Genomic DNA, 15,950 nt, shown 5'->3' with positions numbered 1-15,950 from the left:
ATTAAGCATAAAAAAAGGGCCTTTCAAAAAAAGCCCTTTCAATTTTTTAGCCTAAAATGGATTGTCTAAGTCCGGTCTGCACTTGGAACAATATCCGTCAATTCGGCAATTTGTACCGGCCGCTCTTCTTCAATACTTTTACGCGCTGCAATACCGATGAGGATTGACATGGCGCCATCACGCGTTCCGGCAGAATGCTTATACGGATCAGGCATGTCCGGATCTTTGAAAATTTTATCCTGAAGACGAACATCACCTCCTCCGTGTCCGCCGCGAATGCGGGGCACTTTGACCAGTTCATAGTCCGGATTCCAATTTTTCATCACCATAATTTCGTCATAGGCTGAATCGTTTTCTTTCGCGTTTTGGTTCATTTCCTGCGCATGAAGCTGCGCCTGGTTTACGCGCTCATCCGCACGCCAAGGAATGCCTTCCCACGAATCAATGCGGCCATCCATGCCGTTAAAAGCAATTTGCCACCCTTCAAAAGGCGAATAGGTCGTCAGTGAATAGCTCACCTGCACGTCATTGGCATATTTAATCTGCACCGCCATCTTATCGTAAATATCAATGCGATGGCGCCACAAGCAATTATCGCGAATGTAGCCGTCGTATTTTTCATTGTTCACATACAGATCTACCGCACGCTTGTCTTTCATTATGTCCCAATAGAATTTACACTTGTCGGTGTAAGCGCACGAACGGCAATTGGCTCCGCGAAACTCATTGTTACTTCCGTAATGTTCCAGTTCGCCATAAGCCGTCACTTCTACCGGGTCCGAGTCAATCCACCAGTTCAGCAAGTCAAAATGATGGGTTGACTTATGAACCAACAAGCTTCCGCCTTTGTCACACTCCCCATGCCAGCGCCGGAAATACGAGGCTCCGTGATAGGTATTCAGGTACCAGTGAAAATCAACCGAAGTGACCCGGCCAACTTCGCGCTTAGCCAACAATTCTTTCAGTTTCGAAAACTGGTGTCCGTAGCGGTAGTTGAAGCCAACAATCACCTTGCGTCCGGTTCGGCGCTCGGCATCCAGAATTGCCTGGCACTTATCCTCATCGGTCGTCATAGGCTTTTCCGTTATCACATCGCAGCCCATCTCCAGCGCTTTAATGATGAACTCATCATGCGTGGAGTCCATAGTGGTTACAATGACTACATCCGGCTTGGTTTCCCGAATCATTTGCTCAAAATCAGTAAATACCGGACAGTTGACACCCATGTATTTCAAAGCAAATTGAAGCCGGCCGTGGTTTATATCACACAAACCCACAAAGGTGGTTTCTTTGGAATAATTCTCAACAATGTTTTTGCCCCAAAAGCTGGTTCCGCGAATTCCGGTGCCTACTAAGGCCAGTTTGGTTTTAGCACTTGCCGGTTTGGCGATTGTTTGCATGGGATTTGCCAAAAGTGCACCGGCAGTCAGCGTGCCGGCAGCGCCTAAAAAATGGCGACGATTCAGATTTTTCGATTTTTGCATACGTTTAAGTTTTTCTCTGTCGGTTTTGAAGGGCAGAGATTTATTTGGAATTAATTATGATTTCTGTAAGGAATATACCGGCTTCTTGCTACTTTTGAAAAAGATACGTGATTAAAGCCGTAAAGTCAACGTTAAAAATCAATTTTACAACACTGTTTGTCAACGCTTTGCAAAACGATCGTTCCCATATCAAACGCTCCCTCAGCCGCCTGATTGAAAGCCATACTTTCTCCAAGTCGCCGGTTAACCGCGAGCTGTTGAAATACCTGGTAAGCTGCTCTTTAAAAGGAGAAAAGCCCAAAGAGTTTCAGATTGCCGCCGATGTATTTGGTAAAAAATATGACCCGGATAAAGAAGTGAATGTGCGGGTCTACATGCATAACCTTCGGAAAAAACTGGAGGAATATTATGCTCAAGAGGGGCAGGAGGAAGAGTTAATCTTTGAGCTTCCCAAAGGACAATATGCCATTCATTTCAACCACTCGCCCATTAAGTCACTGAAGCGAAAAGTGTACCGGTTTTCACCTTGGTTGGCTGCCTCCAGCTTGTTGCTTCTGATTGGTATTCTGCTCTTCCAGCTGGTTATTTCCAGCAACCCGGTGACCATTGATTTCTGGAAAGCGTTTTTCGCTGGTGGTCATCCCACCAAGCTGATTTTAGGAGATCATTACTTCTACCGTGGCCCCATTCCTTCAAGCGACAAAGGAAGTATCCGGGACAGCAGGATTAACTCTGACCAGGATTTTGATGCTTTCCTTCAAAGCCACCCCGAATTGGTTGGACACATGGAAAAAACCAACCTGACCTACATCAACAACCAGGCTCCAATTGGCTTATTCTACCTCATGCAAGTGTTTGGCGGAGGTCATTTCAGTTTAAAAATGGACTATTCATCGCGCATTAAAATTGATGATTTTCGCGATCAAAATCTGCTGTTTGTCGGCTCATTTAAAACCTTGCATGAATTGAAAAGTACCGTTGAGAAACTCGGCTTAACTTATCGAATAGAAGAAACCCTGTTGGAATATCACACTGCAGATACCACCCTTCATTTTGATAACCGGTCAACCGATTACCTAAACTATGAGCATGCTGTGGTGGCTCAATTTAAATTGCCGGATAAACGCCAGGTTCTTTTTTTCCTGTGCGACAATGACATTGGCAACATGGCCTTGCTCAAATACTTTACCGATCCTTTAAAAATGAAGCCATTCAACAAGCAGCTGAAAGCGCTTAAATCATCCAATTTTAAGGCTGTTTTTGAGGTCAAGGGCGAAGACCGGACCGACTTTGATATTCGCCTGGTTCGCATGGATGCCCTGCCGGCAAATATGGCTGAAATTTGGCCTTAAAAAACCTGAATGAATCATCATCCAGGTTTCTTTCTCCTTCATTGCTAAATTGCCATTGGGACTTCCATCAACAGCAATTGACTCTCTTTTTCAATTTGAATTGGCAGCTTCCCGTCCAGTTCGGTTAAGCCCACTGCATCGCGCCGGGAAAGCACATGACCGGCTACTTCAATTTCACCTTCAATAACCATGAGAAAAACACCGTTTTCAGGGTTTTTCGGCTGATAATTGATTAATTGTCCAGCCTCGAAATTTCCGCGAAACAACCAAGCATCCTGGTGAATCCACATGGAATCATTCGCCCCATCCGGAGAAATAATCAGCTGCCAGTTATTTTGTAAATCCGCCGGATCAAAATAGGCCTGATCATAGCGTGGTGTCACATTTTTCTTATTCGGAAACAGCCAAATTTGGAAAAAACGAACCGGCTCTCCCGAAGAGGGGTTAAATTCAGAATGTGTTACGCCTGAACCGGCTGACATCACCTGAACTTCACCCTTTTTAATGATGGATCCTGTGCCCATGCTGTCTTTATGTTCCAGCTGGCCATCCAGCACGATGGAAATGATTTCCATATTGTCATGAGGATGCGTTCCAAAGCCCATTTTAGGCTCCACATAATCATCATTCAACACGCGCAAGGCCCCAAAATTTAAGCGCGACGGGCAATAGTAATTGGCAAAGCTAAACGTGTGCCGGCTTTTGAGCCAGCCATGATCAGCTGTCCCCCTGCTTTCTGATCTGTAAAGAACAATAGCCATTGTTCCCTCCTTCCTTCCTTTATTTTTTTGCTACAACAACGAAATCAAGAGTGAAATCGTCGTAAATCATTTTATCGCCCAAGTTGTCGAAAAACGACTTGGAACCATACCTAACGTCATAGTCTGAGCGATCAATTACCAACTTTCCTTCCAAAGTAACACCGCCACTTTGAGTGGTTGATGTGGCCTGAAAACTAACTGGTTTGGTAGTTCCCTTAATCGTCAAATCGCCTGTAAATGTATAGCTGTTGCCCGATTTTTTAACTTCGGTGAGTACCAGGCTGGCTGTAGGATGGGTTTCCACGGAAAAGAAATCATCTGATTTCAGGTGTCCAACCAGTTTCTGGTTGTATTCCTCATTTGTCAGGTCTTCGTTTTTAATCGATTGCATGTCAATAACAACCGTACCACCTTTAACTTCGCCATCAACCACTTCTAACGAACCTTCTTTTATATCAATCGAACCATAATGTTCACCGGTTACTTTCTTGCCATTCCAGCTTACGGTGCTGTTGGAAGCATCTACAACATAATTCCCTGCAAAAACTGCTGAACTTACCAATATAGCCAAACTTAAAACGGCCCATTTTTTCAATTTAAGTGTTTTCATAACTGTTTCATTTTTGAGTGTTAATATTCAGTTACAAAAATAAAGGACCTTTAGGTCTGAATAAATGGACAAAAATCGGATTTACTGGTACTTTTTTCTACTCCTATCCCTAAAATCCTTGATTGTTAACCCTGTATACTTCTTAAAGAAGCGGCTAAAGTAGGATGGGTCTTCAAATCCCAGGGTGTAGGCAATTTCCTTTCCGCTCATATCCGTGGCAAACAATTTTTGTTTAGCTTCATCAATAATGCGGTTTCGAATCATTTCTCCGGCGGTAATCCCCGACGATTTTTTAGCAACCTCGCTCAAACAAGTCGGACTGAGTTGTAACATATCTGCATAAGCGGACACACTCTTTTCGCGGGTATAGTTTTCTTCAATCAGCTTTTTAAACCGGATAATGGTCAAGCTGTCCGATTCCTCCTCACTAATCGGTTGGTATTGGGTTTCAAAAATCCGAATGGAGTGCAGCAAGAACAGATGTAACAAGTTCAGGACAACATCCTGGCTATGTTTATCCGGCTGCTGCACCTCATCGATCATGGCTTTTACAAGCAGGTTGAGCTGCACCTTGGTATCGCCTTCCACTTTTATCAGGGTCTTAAATTCAGGGTTGTTAAACAAGTCGTACTCCTTTATTGGGGTGTACTCCTTCCGGTTATAACGCAAAAATTCTTCGTTAAAAAGAATGGAATAGCCGGTTGCAATCTGATCCAAAACCATACGGTGTTTCAGGCCTGGCGGCACAAAAAGTAAGGTGTCTTTTTCAATGACGTATTCCACAAAGTCGGTGGCATGCACTGCCTGTCCGCTCTGAATCCAGAAAATGGAGTAAAAATTATGCAGGTGAGGCAGTTGATTTTGCCTTCGCTCCTCTTCCTTCAAATCGCAGATTGGCAGAATTCTAAAAATCCGCTCTTCGTGCTCGTCAGTAAAAAGATTTGTTCGGTTCATTCTGCTTTAATCAATCACCCTGATTTCGCTGGTTAATTTCATGGCATCCTTATAAACAGCGCTTACGCCGCAGTATTTTTCTTCGGACAGATTCACCGCCTTTTGCAACTTTGCAAGCGGCAAATCCTTTCCTTTAAACTGGTAAATCACCTTCATTTCAACGTATTTCTTGGGATGCTCTTCGCTCACATCGCCTTCAACAATCACGTGGAAAGCTTCCGGTACCACTTTCATCTTTTTCAGAATGGAAATTACATCCAGACCAGTGCAACCAGCCAAGGCCGTTAGCATCAATTTTTTGGGACGAAAGCCCAAGTTGTTTCCGCCACTTTCAACCCCGGCATCAATGATTAGTGGGTGTCCGTCTTGTTCCGTTTCAAAAGCCATATTTTCTTTCCAGGCGAGGTCAACAATGTGTTTCATAACAATTTCAGTTTTAACAATTAACTCGTTATACTTGCCCTGAAAATTCAGGTATTAAAATATATAACTAAATAGTTTTACAAATATAAATGTTCATTGTATATTTAAAATCGATTATCAACATTATTCATCCAATATTAACAAATAACGGTTCATGAGAAGTTCAACTAACAGACCTACAGAAGAAGAATGCGAACTTTCAGGCTTTCAATTATTTAAAAAATTAACCGAACAGGAATTTGCTCAGCTTAATTATGAGAAGACGTGTTCGTTATTCAAAAAGGGAAGTATCATTTATCGGGAAGGAAGCCGTTTAACCGGGTTCTATTGTGTTACCAAGGGCATTGTCAAGATTTTGAAAACCGGAATTGATGGCAAGGAACAGATCATCCGTTTTGCCAAAAAAGGGGAGATCATCGCTTACCGTTCACTTTTAAGTGAGGAGTCGGCCTGCACCACCGCCAAGGTAATCGAAGAGGCTGTTTTATGCCATATTCCCTACCAAACCCTACAGTTTCTCATTCAAAGCAACTGGCAATTTTCACATCATATGCTTCAAATTGTTTGCAAAGAATTACGCGAAGCCAATGATTACATTACCGATATTGCTCAAAAAACCGTTCGCGAACGGTTGGCTGAAGTATTGCTTTTGCTGAAAGAGGCTTTTGACTTGGACAATTCGAACACCCTGCAAATTTCGCTAACACGGGAAGAACTGGCCAACATTGTAGGAACAGCCACGGAAAGTGTCATTCGCTTGCTGTCTGAGTTCAAACAAGACAAGCTGATTGACTTACAGGGAAGAAAGATTAAGCTGCTTGATATTAAAGCCTTGAGCCGGGTGGCTAATCTGTAAGCAGGTCAAATTGGAACCTTATAAAATGTATTCTTCAAGGTCTATTTTGAGGGCACTTGTTTTCGATTGAAAACCGCCTTCAAATCATATAAAGGATGGGATCACAGGCTGATTCCATCTTCTTTTTTTAGCGGCTAATCCAATGTTCCGGATTTAATTTTTGATTTTCGCGCCATACCTGAAATTTCAGCACCGTTTTATTTCCTTCCGAAGAATCGGTGAAAACAGCTCCGATGGTTTGCTTCGTTTTAACTTGTTGTCCGGCAGTCACAAAAACTTCTTTCAAATTGGAATAAACACTTAAAAAGCTTCCGTGCCGAATGATAACGGCCATGTTCCCACCCGAAATGGCAAACACCCGGCTAACCTCGCCATTGAACACGGAACGGGCTTGCGCTCCCTCATCGGTACTGATGTCAATGCCATTGCTTTTTACCTGGATGTTTTTCAAAACAGCATGAGCATGGACGCCAAAACGTTCGGTTATCACACCGCGTTCAACCGGCCAAGGCATACGTCCCTTATTTTCTTCAAAACTAGCTGCTAACAGTTTTTGTTCCGGGGTCATTTCAAAAGAGCCCTTTTCGCGTGCCTTGCGGGCTTCTTCGGCTAACAGACGTTCAATTTCCTGATTCAGTTTTTCCTGTTCTTTCTGCTGGTCGCGCAGTTTTTTACGAAGAGTTCGCTGTTTTTGTTGAAGACTTTGTACTTGCTGGTTTTGTTGCTTTTTCTCACTTAACAACTGTTGCGTTTCCTCATTTTTACTGGCCAGCAACTGGGCTTTCTGCGCCTTTTGTTCCTGCAGTTCCGCAACTTTTTCCTCCAGCAAACTGCTTATGGCCTGAATCACTTCAGCCTGAGATTTCCGGTATTGGGCATAGCGCCTGAGGTAGAGCATGCGCTTGTAAGCCTGGTTTAAGTTTTCTGAAGACAAAAGAAAAATCAGCATGTCGTAGCTGTTCTTGTTCTTCATGGCAAAACGAATCATCGCAGCATATTCCTTTTTCAACTGCTCCAAATCGCCGTTGAGCATGGATGAAACAGCCGTATTTTCATCAATGTAGCCATCCAGAAACGAAATTTCATCATTGATATTCTGAATCAGCTGGTTTCGGTTTTGAATTTGAGAGTTCAGCAATTGCAACTTGCCAAGGCTGGCTTTTTCATTCTGCCGGGCTTTTTCCAGTAAACTCGAAGTATATTTAATCACCTGTGACGTATTGACCTTTTTAGCGCGCAAATCCGTCAATGATTGTCCCAACAGGGACAAAGAGACAAGAAAGAACACAAAGCTCAACAGAAGGCTTCTCATTGCTTAAATAGGGCTAGTTCATCCGGCTGTACTTATCCGGAATGTTGAAATTAAACGATTGGTCTTTTTCGGTGGAAAATTTACTCAGTTTAATCTGCATCGACAAATCTTTTTCCGCATTCTCAAACCGAATGTCAATATCACCGGGATAAAGCTGGCGACCTACCGACACAAATTCTGAAAAATCAACCGTTACTTTACGTTCGTTGGACTGATCATCCAGAATAATTTTCCGGATTTTAAAGGTTTGCGGATCAATATACAGGCGTTGCACAATAAAATCTTCACCGTTCATCTTTTTGAGGTACCGGTCAATTTTATCGTCTTTTCCCTTACGCTCTATTTTATTCAGTTTTCGGTTTTTAACCGATTGCAGAACGTACATTCCCGAATCCGTGTAAGAAACGAACTCTTTGAAATCACTGCTTTTCGGACCTTCGTAATACGAAAAAGCTTCGTTGCTAATGATGGATTGAACCACCTGAAAGGACAGATCCATGTGAACGAGATTGCTTAAAAAGTGATAATTTTCTTCCAGGTACTCCTTTTTCAGGTAATTCACCATTTTCACACTGTCCGGTGTTAAATGCAGGCGCGCCAGCGGAATGTTGATTTTACTGATGGTAAGCAGGATTTGCTTGTCTTTTTCCGATTTCAGGTTAGCCCGAAAGGAGGCCTTCTCATCAGGTCCTTCAAACTGACAAATAATGCGTTTAATAGCCAGCATATCATAGTCAAAGGCTTTTTCCTGAACTTTCTTAATTAGGCGGTTGGTGCTAATGGGCCGAACGCTTTCGGTGGTCACCATTTTACTGGTTTTGCAGGAAGAAAAACCCAGCAACACAACAAGTATCAGGTAGATATACGGGCGGTAAAAACGTGTTTTCAAGGGATCTTATTTTCAATAAATCGTGATTCTTTAATTTTCTGTTCCAACACTTCGGTGCCTTCGCCAAGCGCATGCGCTTTTTTCCAATTTTCAAGTGCTTTGTCGGTTTCACCAAGCTTGTAAAGAATGTCGCCGTAATGTTCAAGCAAAACGGAATTTTCAGCGCCACCATTGCTTATAGCCGATTCAATGTAGAACTTAGCCAGTTGGTAATTTTCGCGCTGGAACAGCACCCAGGCATAGGTGTCCAAATAGGTTGGATTTTCCGGATTAGCCTGCACCACCTTTCCACTTAAACGCTCGGCTTTTTCAAGATCCTGACCGCGTAAGGACAGGTAATACGCATAGTTGTTGATGGCCATGTAATTATTCGGATCCAGTTTAATCACCTCATCAAAGGCTTTGAAGGCTTCCTTCACCCGGCCAAGGTTGTAGTTGGCCTCCGCTTTATAAAGTTCAAACTGGACTTTCAGTGCCTGGTTGTCCAACACATAGGTTTCACCCTCTTCAATCACGGCAATCACCTCATCATACTTCTTGAGCTGCAATGCCCCAACGGCATGAAGCGCATAAAGAACGGCCTGATTGGGGAACAATTCAATGGCTTCTTTGCTGTTGGTGTACAAGCTTTCGAAATCCATCAAATCATTATCCATAAACAGCAGCTGCTGCCAAATGACGAAGTTTTCCTTGTCCGTTTCCAGGTATTGTTTCAAATAATTGCGGGCTTCTTCAATTTTATTTTGCCGCATCAAGTGTTCGGCATAAATGGTATACATCCGGTTGTCATCCGGATGGGTTTTGTGCAGAATATCCAACAATTCATCAATTTGCTCATTGCTCCAATCCGAATTTTCGGCGTTGGACGTTTGCAGCATGTAATACTGAATTTTACTTTCAGCATCCAAGTCGGCGTTGGCAAACGCCATTTTGATGTGGTCAAACGCCTTTTCCTTATTGCCTTGCTCAATGTAGTAGTTGGCCAATGAAAAATGAACAAAGCCATTTTCCGGGTCAATATCCAGTATTTTGTTGAAATAATTGAGGGCTTGCACCGAGTCGCCCAACTGCTGATAAAGCTCCGCCATCAGCCCGTAGTATTGAGGTTCTTCAGGGTTGGACTCAATCAGACGGTTGATTTCTTCAACAGCTTTGTCGGGTTGCTCCAACGACACGTAAATTTGTTGCTTGGCAACCGATATTTGTTCGTTTAAACCCGTCTTTTTCTCCAGCTCTTCGTAGGCTGTCAGCGCTTCCGAATAATTTTCAGCCATGCTCAACAGCACCGCCTTATAATACCGATATTCCAGGTTTTCCGGTTCCAGGGTACTCAATTCGGTGTACAGGCCAGCTGCTTCGTTAAACTGTTGACGCTGGCGATAAATTTCGGCCAACATCAGTTTGTACCATTTATTTTCAGAATTGATACTGATGGCCTTTTCCAGCAGGAGTGAGGCGCTGGTCAGGTCTTTATTGGCGTAATGAATACTTGCCATTTCGTACATGGCCACCGAGGAATTCGGGTCGATTTCCAAACAGCGGGAAAAGATGGAAACAGCATTTTGAATATTGCCTAATTTCTTTTGCTTAAGCCCTTCAATAAACAAGTACTCAAATTCATTGCGCTGATCATCAGATAACTGATCGCCTTTTTCGACTTCCACAACAGGTTCTGCCACCAATTGTTTCTGTGCCGTTGAACAGGACGTAAAAATCAGGGCGAATACTAAAAGATATGTCAGTCTTTTCAAGGTCATTTTTTGTATTAATTTTTGCCTGTGTGTCCGAAGCCACCTGCTCCGCGCTCAGTTTCTTCCAAAATCTGCACAGGTTGCCAGCTCACTGTTTCGTGTTTGCCAATCACCATCTGGCAGATTCGTTCTCCATGATTGATAACAAATTCTTCGTTGGATAAGTTAACCAAAATCACTTTAATTTCACCACGATAATCGGCATCAATTGTTCCTGGCGTATTTAAAACCGTAATTCCTTTTTTGATTGCCAAGCCACTTCGCGGCCGGATTTGTGCTTCATGACCGGCTGGTAATTCAATAAACAAACCCGTTGGAACCAAAGTGCGTTCCAGTGGTTTCAAAACAATGGGTTGTTCCAGGTCAGCACGTAGGTCCATTCCTGCAGATAAAGCCGTGCTGTATGCCGGCAGTTCATTCTTCGATTGGTTAACAATTTTCACTTCCATAGCTTGCATTTTTTCAGTCTGCAAAGATAGATAAATATTGCAAGTCTGCGCCTTATGATCACGCAATTAACAAAATTTAAACCTATTCAATGTAGAACAATTCTTCCATGATTTTGTCCGAAATAAACAAGCCTTCAACGGACAATTTGTAGACTTTATTTTCGCAACTAAGGTGTTTGCTGGCGACATATTTTTCAGCTTCTTTTTGAAAATGCTGAACATATTTAGCTGCAAAATTCTGCGTTAAATACTCCGTTGAAATGCCCCATTTGGTTCGCAACGAGGTAATCATGTAGTCGTTATACTGATCCTGCTCCGACAAGATTTCCGTTTCCCAGTAAGGTAACTTTTGTTCCATTGCCTGCAGGTACTTTCGTAAACTGGAAACATTCCATCGTCTGGATTGATGATCAAACGAATGCGCCGAGGGGCCAAATCCGAGGTACTTTTTCCGTTCCCAATAGGCCTTATTGTGCCGCGAATAAGCGGCATTGCGGGCAAAATTTGAAATTTCGTATTGCTCAAAACCAGCTTCTTCCAACCGGCTCAACAAGCGCTTAAACTGCTCTAAGCTTGATTCATCGGGCAATTCCTTGATTTTTCCCTTTTTCAGATAATCGTAAAAAACCGTGCCTTCGTGGTAAGTAAGGTGGTAAGCCGAAATGTGCTGAACATTCAGCGCCAGAGCCTGATCAATGTTGGCTTCCCAGGCAGCCAGCGTTTGATTTGGCAACCCATAAATTAAGTCGATGCTGATGTTTTGAAAGCCGGCATCCTGTGCCGCACGGATGGATGTTAAAGCTTGCCGGCTGTTATGCCGGCGATTCATGCTTTTTAAGTCGTGATCGTTGAAGGACTGGGTGCCAATACTCAGTCGGTTGATGATCGTTGTTTTTAGCCCTTCTAAAAAGGCTTCTGATAAATCGTCAGGATTAGCTTCCAGCGTAATTTCCACATCTTCGGCCAGCTGATAGTGTTCACCCACCAGGGTCAGGATGTCGTTGATTTCTTCAATTTTCAATACCGAAGGCGTGCCTCCTCCAAAATAAATACTGGCAATTGCTTCGTTTTGAAGCTCGTTCTTGCGCTCGGCTATTTCTTGTTTCAGCGCGCCTAAAAAATCGGTTTTTGCCCCAAAGTCGGTGGATTTATAAAAATCGCAATAGTGACACTTGGTCTTACAAAATGGAATGTGAATATAAATTCCGGCCATGATTCGATCCTCCTCTTTTCGTGCTCCGACGGCCTGCCGGAATGAATATGGTTTACATTTTAATCAGGTCTTCGTGCCCGGCCATGTCTTCGATGATGGTTGCCAACGTTGTTTCGGAATAAAAGGTTGAAAGTTTCTGACGAACTTCTGAAAAGCTTTTATGCACCGGACAAGGTTGTCCACTCTCGTGATGGGTAGAACATGGTTCCATGCTGATCAGGCAATTTTTAAAGAAATCTTCCCCATCAATAATCGTCACAATATCGTAAAGTGAAATTTCTTCGGCTGCCTTGCCTAAGCCAAAACCGCCATTGGGTCCTTTGGTGGAAACCAAAATTTTTTGCTTGACCAGGTTTTGAAGAATTTTACCAAGAAAGGGAGTGGGAATATCCAAATCGCTTGAAATTTTCTTGATACCGATTTTGGTTCCATCACCATCGCTGAATTTACCGAGATAGATTAAAGCCCTAATGGCATATTTACATGTATTTGAAAGCATAATTTAGTGTTTATTTTTCCATTGTTGACTAAATGATTCCTTAGCAAATGTTGGCAGGGATTTTTGATCGCCCAAGGCATTTTGTTGCAGTTTACCCAATTGATTTTTGGTTTTTCCATTGAGCAAATCCAAACGTTTCCGCTTCATAAAAGCAAATTCAAACGCTTTCATTCCCATGTTCCACAAGGCAGGCGTATCGCCGCGCTCAACAGCATCGCGCCGGTTGTACAACAACATGTTGTGCAGCGGAATTTTTACCGGGCACACTTCACTACATTTTCCACACACGGAGCATGCCGAACTCAAGTGATTATACTCTGAAAAGCCTTTTAGGAAAGGGGTAATGACAGAACCAATAGGGCCGCTGTAAGTGGCATCGTAAGTGTAGCCTCCTACATTTTTATAAATCGGGCAGGCGTTTAAGCAAGCACCACAACGAATGCATTTCAGTGCTTCAAACTGATCATCCTTTTGGTACAACTCACTCCGCTTATTGTCCAGTAAAATCACATACATTTTCTCCGGCCCATCGGTCTCGCCCGCTTGTTTTGGTCCGGAAACAATGGAGTTGTAAACCGTAACCTGCTGTCCGGTACCATGAGCTGCCAGCAGGGGCCACATTAAGCCCAAATCCTGCAATCGTGGAATCACTTTTTCAATTCCGCCTATAACAATGTGAATTTTCGGAAAAGAGAAAGTCATCATGGCATTCCCTTCATTTTCGGTCAAGGCAATGGCACCTTTATCGGCAATCAAAAAGTTAGCACCAGTAACTCCAACTTCGGCCTGGGTAAACTTTTCGCGAAGCAAACCCCGCACAAAGCTGGTTAAATATTCGGGTGTACTTTTTTCCGGCGTGTCGAATTTCTCATGAAAAAGCTCAGCAATATCTTCTTTCGATTTATGCATAGCCGGCGTAACAATGTGGTAAGGTTTTTCACCTGCTATTTGTACAATGTATTCACCCAAATCGGTTTCAAGCGACTCCACACCAACCGCTTCAACATGATGATTGAGCTCAATTTCTTCGGTGGTCATCGACTTACTTTTGACCAACAAACTAGCCTTATTCTCTTTCAATATTTGCTGAACAGCCTGAATGGCTTCGTGCGCATCTTCGGCCCAAATGACCTCGGCGCCGTTCGCCTGGCTGTTTTTTTCAAATTCCAGCAGGTAATCCGCTAATTGACCAATAGCTTCGCCTTTGATATATGATGCACGCGCTTTGGCCAAAGCCAGATCAGAATAACGTTTTCGTCCCCGATCCACCGCTGCGTCATATTTCGAAATATTGAATTTAATGGTAGCCCGATGTCGTTTATCGGGCGCAATTTTCGCAGATTCCTCCAGAAATTGTTTTTTCTCGTGTGACATAACTAGCTTAAAGGCATTTTATTGATTCGTCGCACATGACGGCCCCCTTCAAAATCCGTTGAAAGAAACGTTTTTACAATTTGAAGGGCTTCTTCATCATTGATAAAACGAGCAGGCAGGGCACAAACATTCGCATCGTTGTGCAAACGGGCCAGTTCTGCAATCTCAGGAGTCCAGCAAATGGCTGAGCGAATTTGCTGATGTTTATTGGCTGTCATGTTAATTCCGTTGCCACTTCCACAAAGCGAAATTCCCAACTCAAAATCTCCATCTTCTACCGCTTTTGCCATGGGGTGAGCCCAATCCGGATAGTCGGAACTCTCATCGGAATATGCGCCAAAATCTTTAAATTCGATCCCTTGTTCTTTCAAAAAATTCATAATCACCTGTTTCTTTTCAAATCCAGCGTGATCTGAAGCCAATGCAATCTTCATCTTATTCATTTTCACTAAAAATAATCAAAAATAATACTTAAAAGTATTTATTCGGAGTTTCTTACTTAAGAAACCGATAAATTTCTTTTCGCTCTAATAAAAAAGCTAACAATAAAAACAAACTAATCAGCAAGGTATGAATGAGGTACATCCACACCGAGGGGGTGAGGTTTAACAAACTTGCCGCAAAGTAAATAAGCAAAGCAGCAGCAAAGTAAAGGCCAATGCGTTTTAAGGGGTAGTTGACCGGAAAATACTTTTGACCGAAGCTGTAGGAAAGTACCACCATGGCCACAAAGGAAATCAGCATGGCCCAAGCTGAGGCCATATATCCAAATTGTGGGATGAAAAGGATATTCAGTATTAAGCTGATTCCGGCACCAGCCAGTGAAAAATAAGCGCCATAGCGGGTTTTATCGGTCAGTTTATACCAAAGTGAAAGGGTGTAGTAAATGCCTAAAAAGAGGTTCGCCATTAAAATGATGGGAACAACATTTAAACCCGAGTGGTATTTGGCATCCACAATTAGTTTCACCAAATCGATGTATAAACAGATGCCCAAAAAGATGCTTAAGCCAAAAAGCACAAAATACTTCATGATAATGGCATAACCGCGCTTGTTATCTTCTGACTTAACCTGGGAAAAGAAAAAAGGCTCAAACGCATAACGAAACGCCTGAATAAACATGTTTAGAATGACAGCGAGTTTAACATTGGCGCCATAAATTCCCAGCTGCGACATTGGCTCCTGACTTTCGGGCAACAGTTTTGGAAGTAATATTTTGTCGATATGTTGAGTCATTATTCCACCAACTCCAACAATCAGAATGGGGAAGGAGTACCACACCATTTCCTTCAGCAACCGTCTATCAAGTTGCAGTTTGACTATCATTTCCGGTACCAGCAAAATCAGGCTGATAACCGAGGCAATCAGGTTTGAAATGAAAACATAGCCTACGCCCAGTTCCGGGGAATAAATCAACTTCACCCAACTTTCAGGATTATTTTTTAGCAAAGACGGACAAATGCTGAAGAAGAAAATATTCAGAAATATGATGATAAAAATGTTGACGAACTTCAGCACGGCGAATTTCACGGCTTTTGATTCAATCCGTAATTTGGCAAACGGAATGGCCGTAAGGGTGTCCAACACCACAATCAAGGCTACCCATTGAATGTATTCCGGATGATCGGGGTAATCAATCCAGGCGGCAATGTCTTTTGAAAAGGCCAACACCACCAACAAAAAGCCCATGGATGTTCCAAACAAGGAAATTAAAGCACTTGAATAAGCGCGTTCTTTATCTTCAGCCCGTGAGGCGAACCGGAAAAAACCAGTTTCCATGCCATAGCTTAAAAAAACCAACAGAAAAGCCATGTAGGAATACAGGTTGGTCACTACGCCGTATTCAGACGTCAGAAATATAAAGGAATAGTAAGGTACCAGCCACCAGTTGATAAAGCGTCCAACAATACTGCTCATACCATAAATGGCTGTTTCTCCGGCTAACTTTTTAAATGAATTCAATGCGTCAAAATTTTGTCAAAGATAGGGATTCAAGCTGTTTTTTTTCAGGCAAAAAGATTTT

Annotated in this window: 16 protein-coding genes; 2 read left to right on the top strand and 14 right to left on the bottom strand. The window is 42.8% G+C overall.

Going from position 1 to position 15,950, the window contains the following annotated elements; translation table 11 throughout:
- Positions 1-65: 65 nt before the first annotated feature.
- The gene (locus ACRD6K_RS09675) at positions 66-1,484 is read right to left on the bottom strand and encodes a Gfo/Idh/MocA family protein (protein WP_430973081.1); all 1,419 of its coding nucleotides are present in this window, start codon (positions 1,482-1,484) and stop codon (positions 66-68) included.
- 107 nt (positions 1,485-1,591) lie between these two features.
- On the opposite strand from ACRD6K_RS09675, the gene ACRD6K_RS09670 reads away from it, so the two are divergent.
- A complete protein-coding gene (locus ACRD6K_RS09670) occupies positions 1,592-2,836 on the top strand; it encodes a helix-turn-helix domain-containing protein (RefSeq protein WP_430973080.1) in 1,245 nt (414 codons plus the stop codon).
- A 44-nt stretch (positions 2,837-2,880) separates the two neighbouring features.
- On the opposite strand, the gene ACRD6K_RS09665 is transcribed toward ACRD6K_RS09670, so the two are convergent.
- The 4 genes from ACRD6K_RS09665 to ACRD6K_RS09650 all read right to left on the bottom strand — a co-directional run bounded on the left by ACRD6K_RS09665 (position 2,881) and on the right by ACRD6K_RS09650 (position 5,584).
- Entirely contained in the window at positions 2,881-3,597 is a 717-nt protein-coding gene (locus ACRD6K_RS09665) for a pirin family protein (protein WP_430973079.1), read from the bottom strand.
- A 19-nt stretch (positions 3,598-3,616) separates the two neighbouring features.
- Positions 3,617-4,207, bottom strand: coding sequence for a YceI family protein (locus ACRD6K_RS09660; RefSeq protein ID WP_430973078.1), 591 nt, complete (start codon positions 4,205-4,207; stop codon positions 3,617-3,619).
- A gap of 81 nt (positions 4,208-4,288) precedes the next feature.
- Positions 4,289-5,161 (bottom strand): helix-turn-helix domain-containing protein, encoded by an 873-nt coding sequence (locus tag ACRD6K_RS09655; RefSeq protein ID WP_430973077.1) that lies wholly within the window; start codon positions 5,159-5,161, stop codon positions 4,289-4,291.
- A gap of 6 nt (positions 5,162-5,167) precedes the next feature.
- Entirely contained in the window at positions 5,168-5,584 is a 417-nt protein-coding gene (locus tag ACRD6K_RS09650) for an OsmC family protein (RefSeq protein ID WP_299578464.1), read from the bottom strand.
- Between the two features lie 154 nt (positions 5,585-5,738).
- Between ACRD6K_RS09650 and ACRD6K_RS09645 the strand changes: the two genes are divergently transcribed.
- Positions 5,739-6,440 (top strand): Crp/Fnr family transcriptional regulator, encoded by a 702-nt coding sequence (locus ACRD6K_RS09645; protein ID WP_299578465.1) that lies wholly within the window; start codon positions 5,739-5,741, stop codon positions 6,438-6,440.
- 127 nt (positions 6,441-6,567) lie between these two features.
- On the opposite strand, the gene ACRD6K_RS09640 is transcribed toward ACRD6K_RS09645, so the two are convergent.
- From ACRD6K_RS09640 to ACRD6K_RS09600, 9 genes are all read right to left on the bottom strand, one after another.
- Positions 6,568-7,752 carry a murein hydrolase activator EnvC family protein gene (locus ACRD6K_RS09640; RefSeq protein ID WP_430973076.1) on the bottom strand — a complete coding sequence of 395 codons (1,185 nt, stop codon included), beginning with the start codon at positions 7,750-7,752 and terminating at the stop codon, positions 6,568-6,570.
- A 13-nt stretch (positions 7,753-7,765) separates the two neighbouring features.
- Positions 7,766-8,641 (bottom strand): lipoprotein insertase outer membrane protein LolB1, encoded by an 876-nt coding sequence (gene lolB1, locus ACRD6K_RS09635; protein WP_299578467.1) that lies wholly within the window; start codon positions 8,639-8,641, stop codon positions 7,766-7,768.
- On the bottom strand, positions 8,638-10,398 hold the full coding sequence (locus ACRD6K_RS09630) for a tetratricopeptide repeat protein (protein ID WP_430973075.1): 1,761 nt from the start codon (positions 10,396-10,398) through the stop codon (positions 8,638-8,640). Before ACRD6K_RS09630 ends, lolB1 begins: the two co-directional genes overlap by 4 nt.
- An 8-nt stretch (positions 10,399-10,406) precedes the next feature.
- A complete protein-coding gene (gene dut / locus ACRD6K_RS09625) occupies positions 10,407-10,841 on the bottom strand; it encodes a dUTP diphosphatase (RefSeq protein ID WP_430973074.1) in 435 nt (144 codons plus the stop codon).
- Between the two features lie 82 nt (positions 10,842-10,923).
- Positions 10,924-12,054 carry a radical SAM family heme chaperone HemW gene (gene hemW / locus ACRD6K_RS09620; protein ID WP_430973073.1) on the bottom strand — a complete coding sequence of 377 codons (1,131 nt, stop codon included), beginning with the start codon at positions 12,052-12,054 and terminating at the stop codon, positions 10,924-10,926.
- A gap of 52 nt (positions 12,055-12,106) precedes the next feature.
- Positions 12,107-12,553: an RrF2 family transcriptional regulator gene (locus ACRD6K_RS09615; protein WP_299578471.1), complete on the bottom strand. Its 447-nt coding sequence runs from the start codon at positions 12,551-12,553 to the stop codon at positions 12,107-12,109.
- Positions 12,554-12,556: 3 nt separating this feature from the next.
- On the bottom strand, positions 12,557-13,927 hold the full coding sequence (locus ACRD6K_RS09610) for a lactate utilization protein B (protein WP_299578472.1): 1,371 nt from the start codon (positions 13,925-13,927) through the stop codon (positions 12,557-12,559).
- A gap of 2 nt (positions 13,928-13,929) precedes the next feature.
- Positions 13,930-14,361, bottom strand: coding sequence for a ribose 5-phosphate isomerase B (rpiB, locus tag ACRD6K_RS09605; protein WP_430973072.1), 432 nt, complete (start codon positions 14,359-14,361; stop codon positions 13,930-13,932).
- A gap of 61 nt (positions 14,362-14,422) precedes the next feature.
- Positions 14,423-15,889 (bottom strand): lipopolysaccharide biosynthesis protein, encoded by a 1,467-nt coding sequence (locus ACRD6K_RS09600; protein WP_430973071.1) that lies wholly within the window; start codon positions 15,887-15,889, stop codon positions 14,423-14,425.
- Positions 15,890-15,950: the final 61 nt, after the last annotated feature.

Source organism: Sunxiuqinia rutila, from assembly GCF_050589705.1.
Taxonomy (GTDB): domain Bacteria; phylum Bacteroidota; class Bacteroidia; order Bacteroidales; family Prolixibacteraceae; genus Sunxiuqinia; species Sunxiuqinia rutila.
This window is presented reverse-complemented; position numbering and strand designations above follow the sequence as displayed.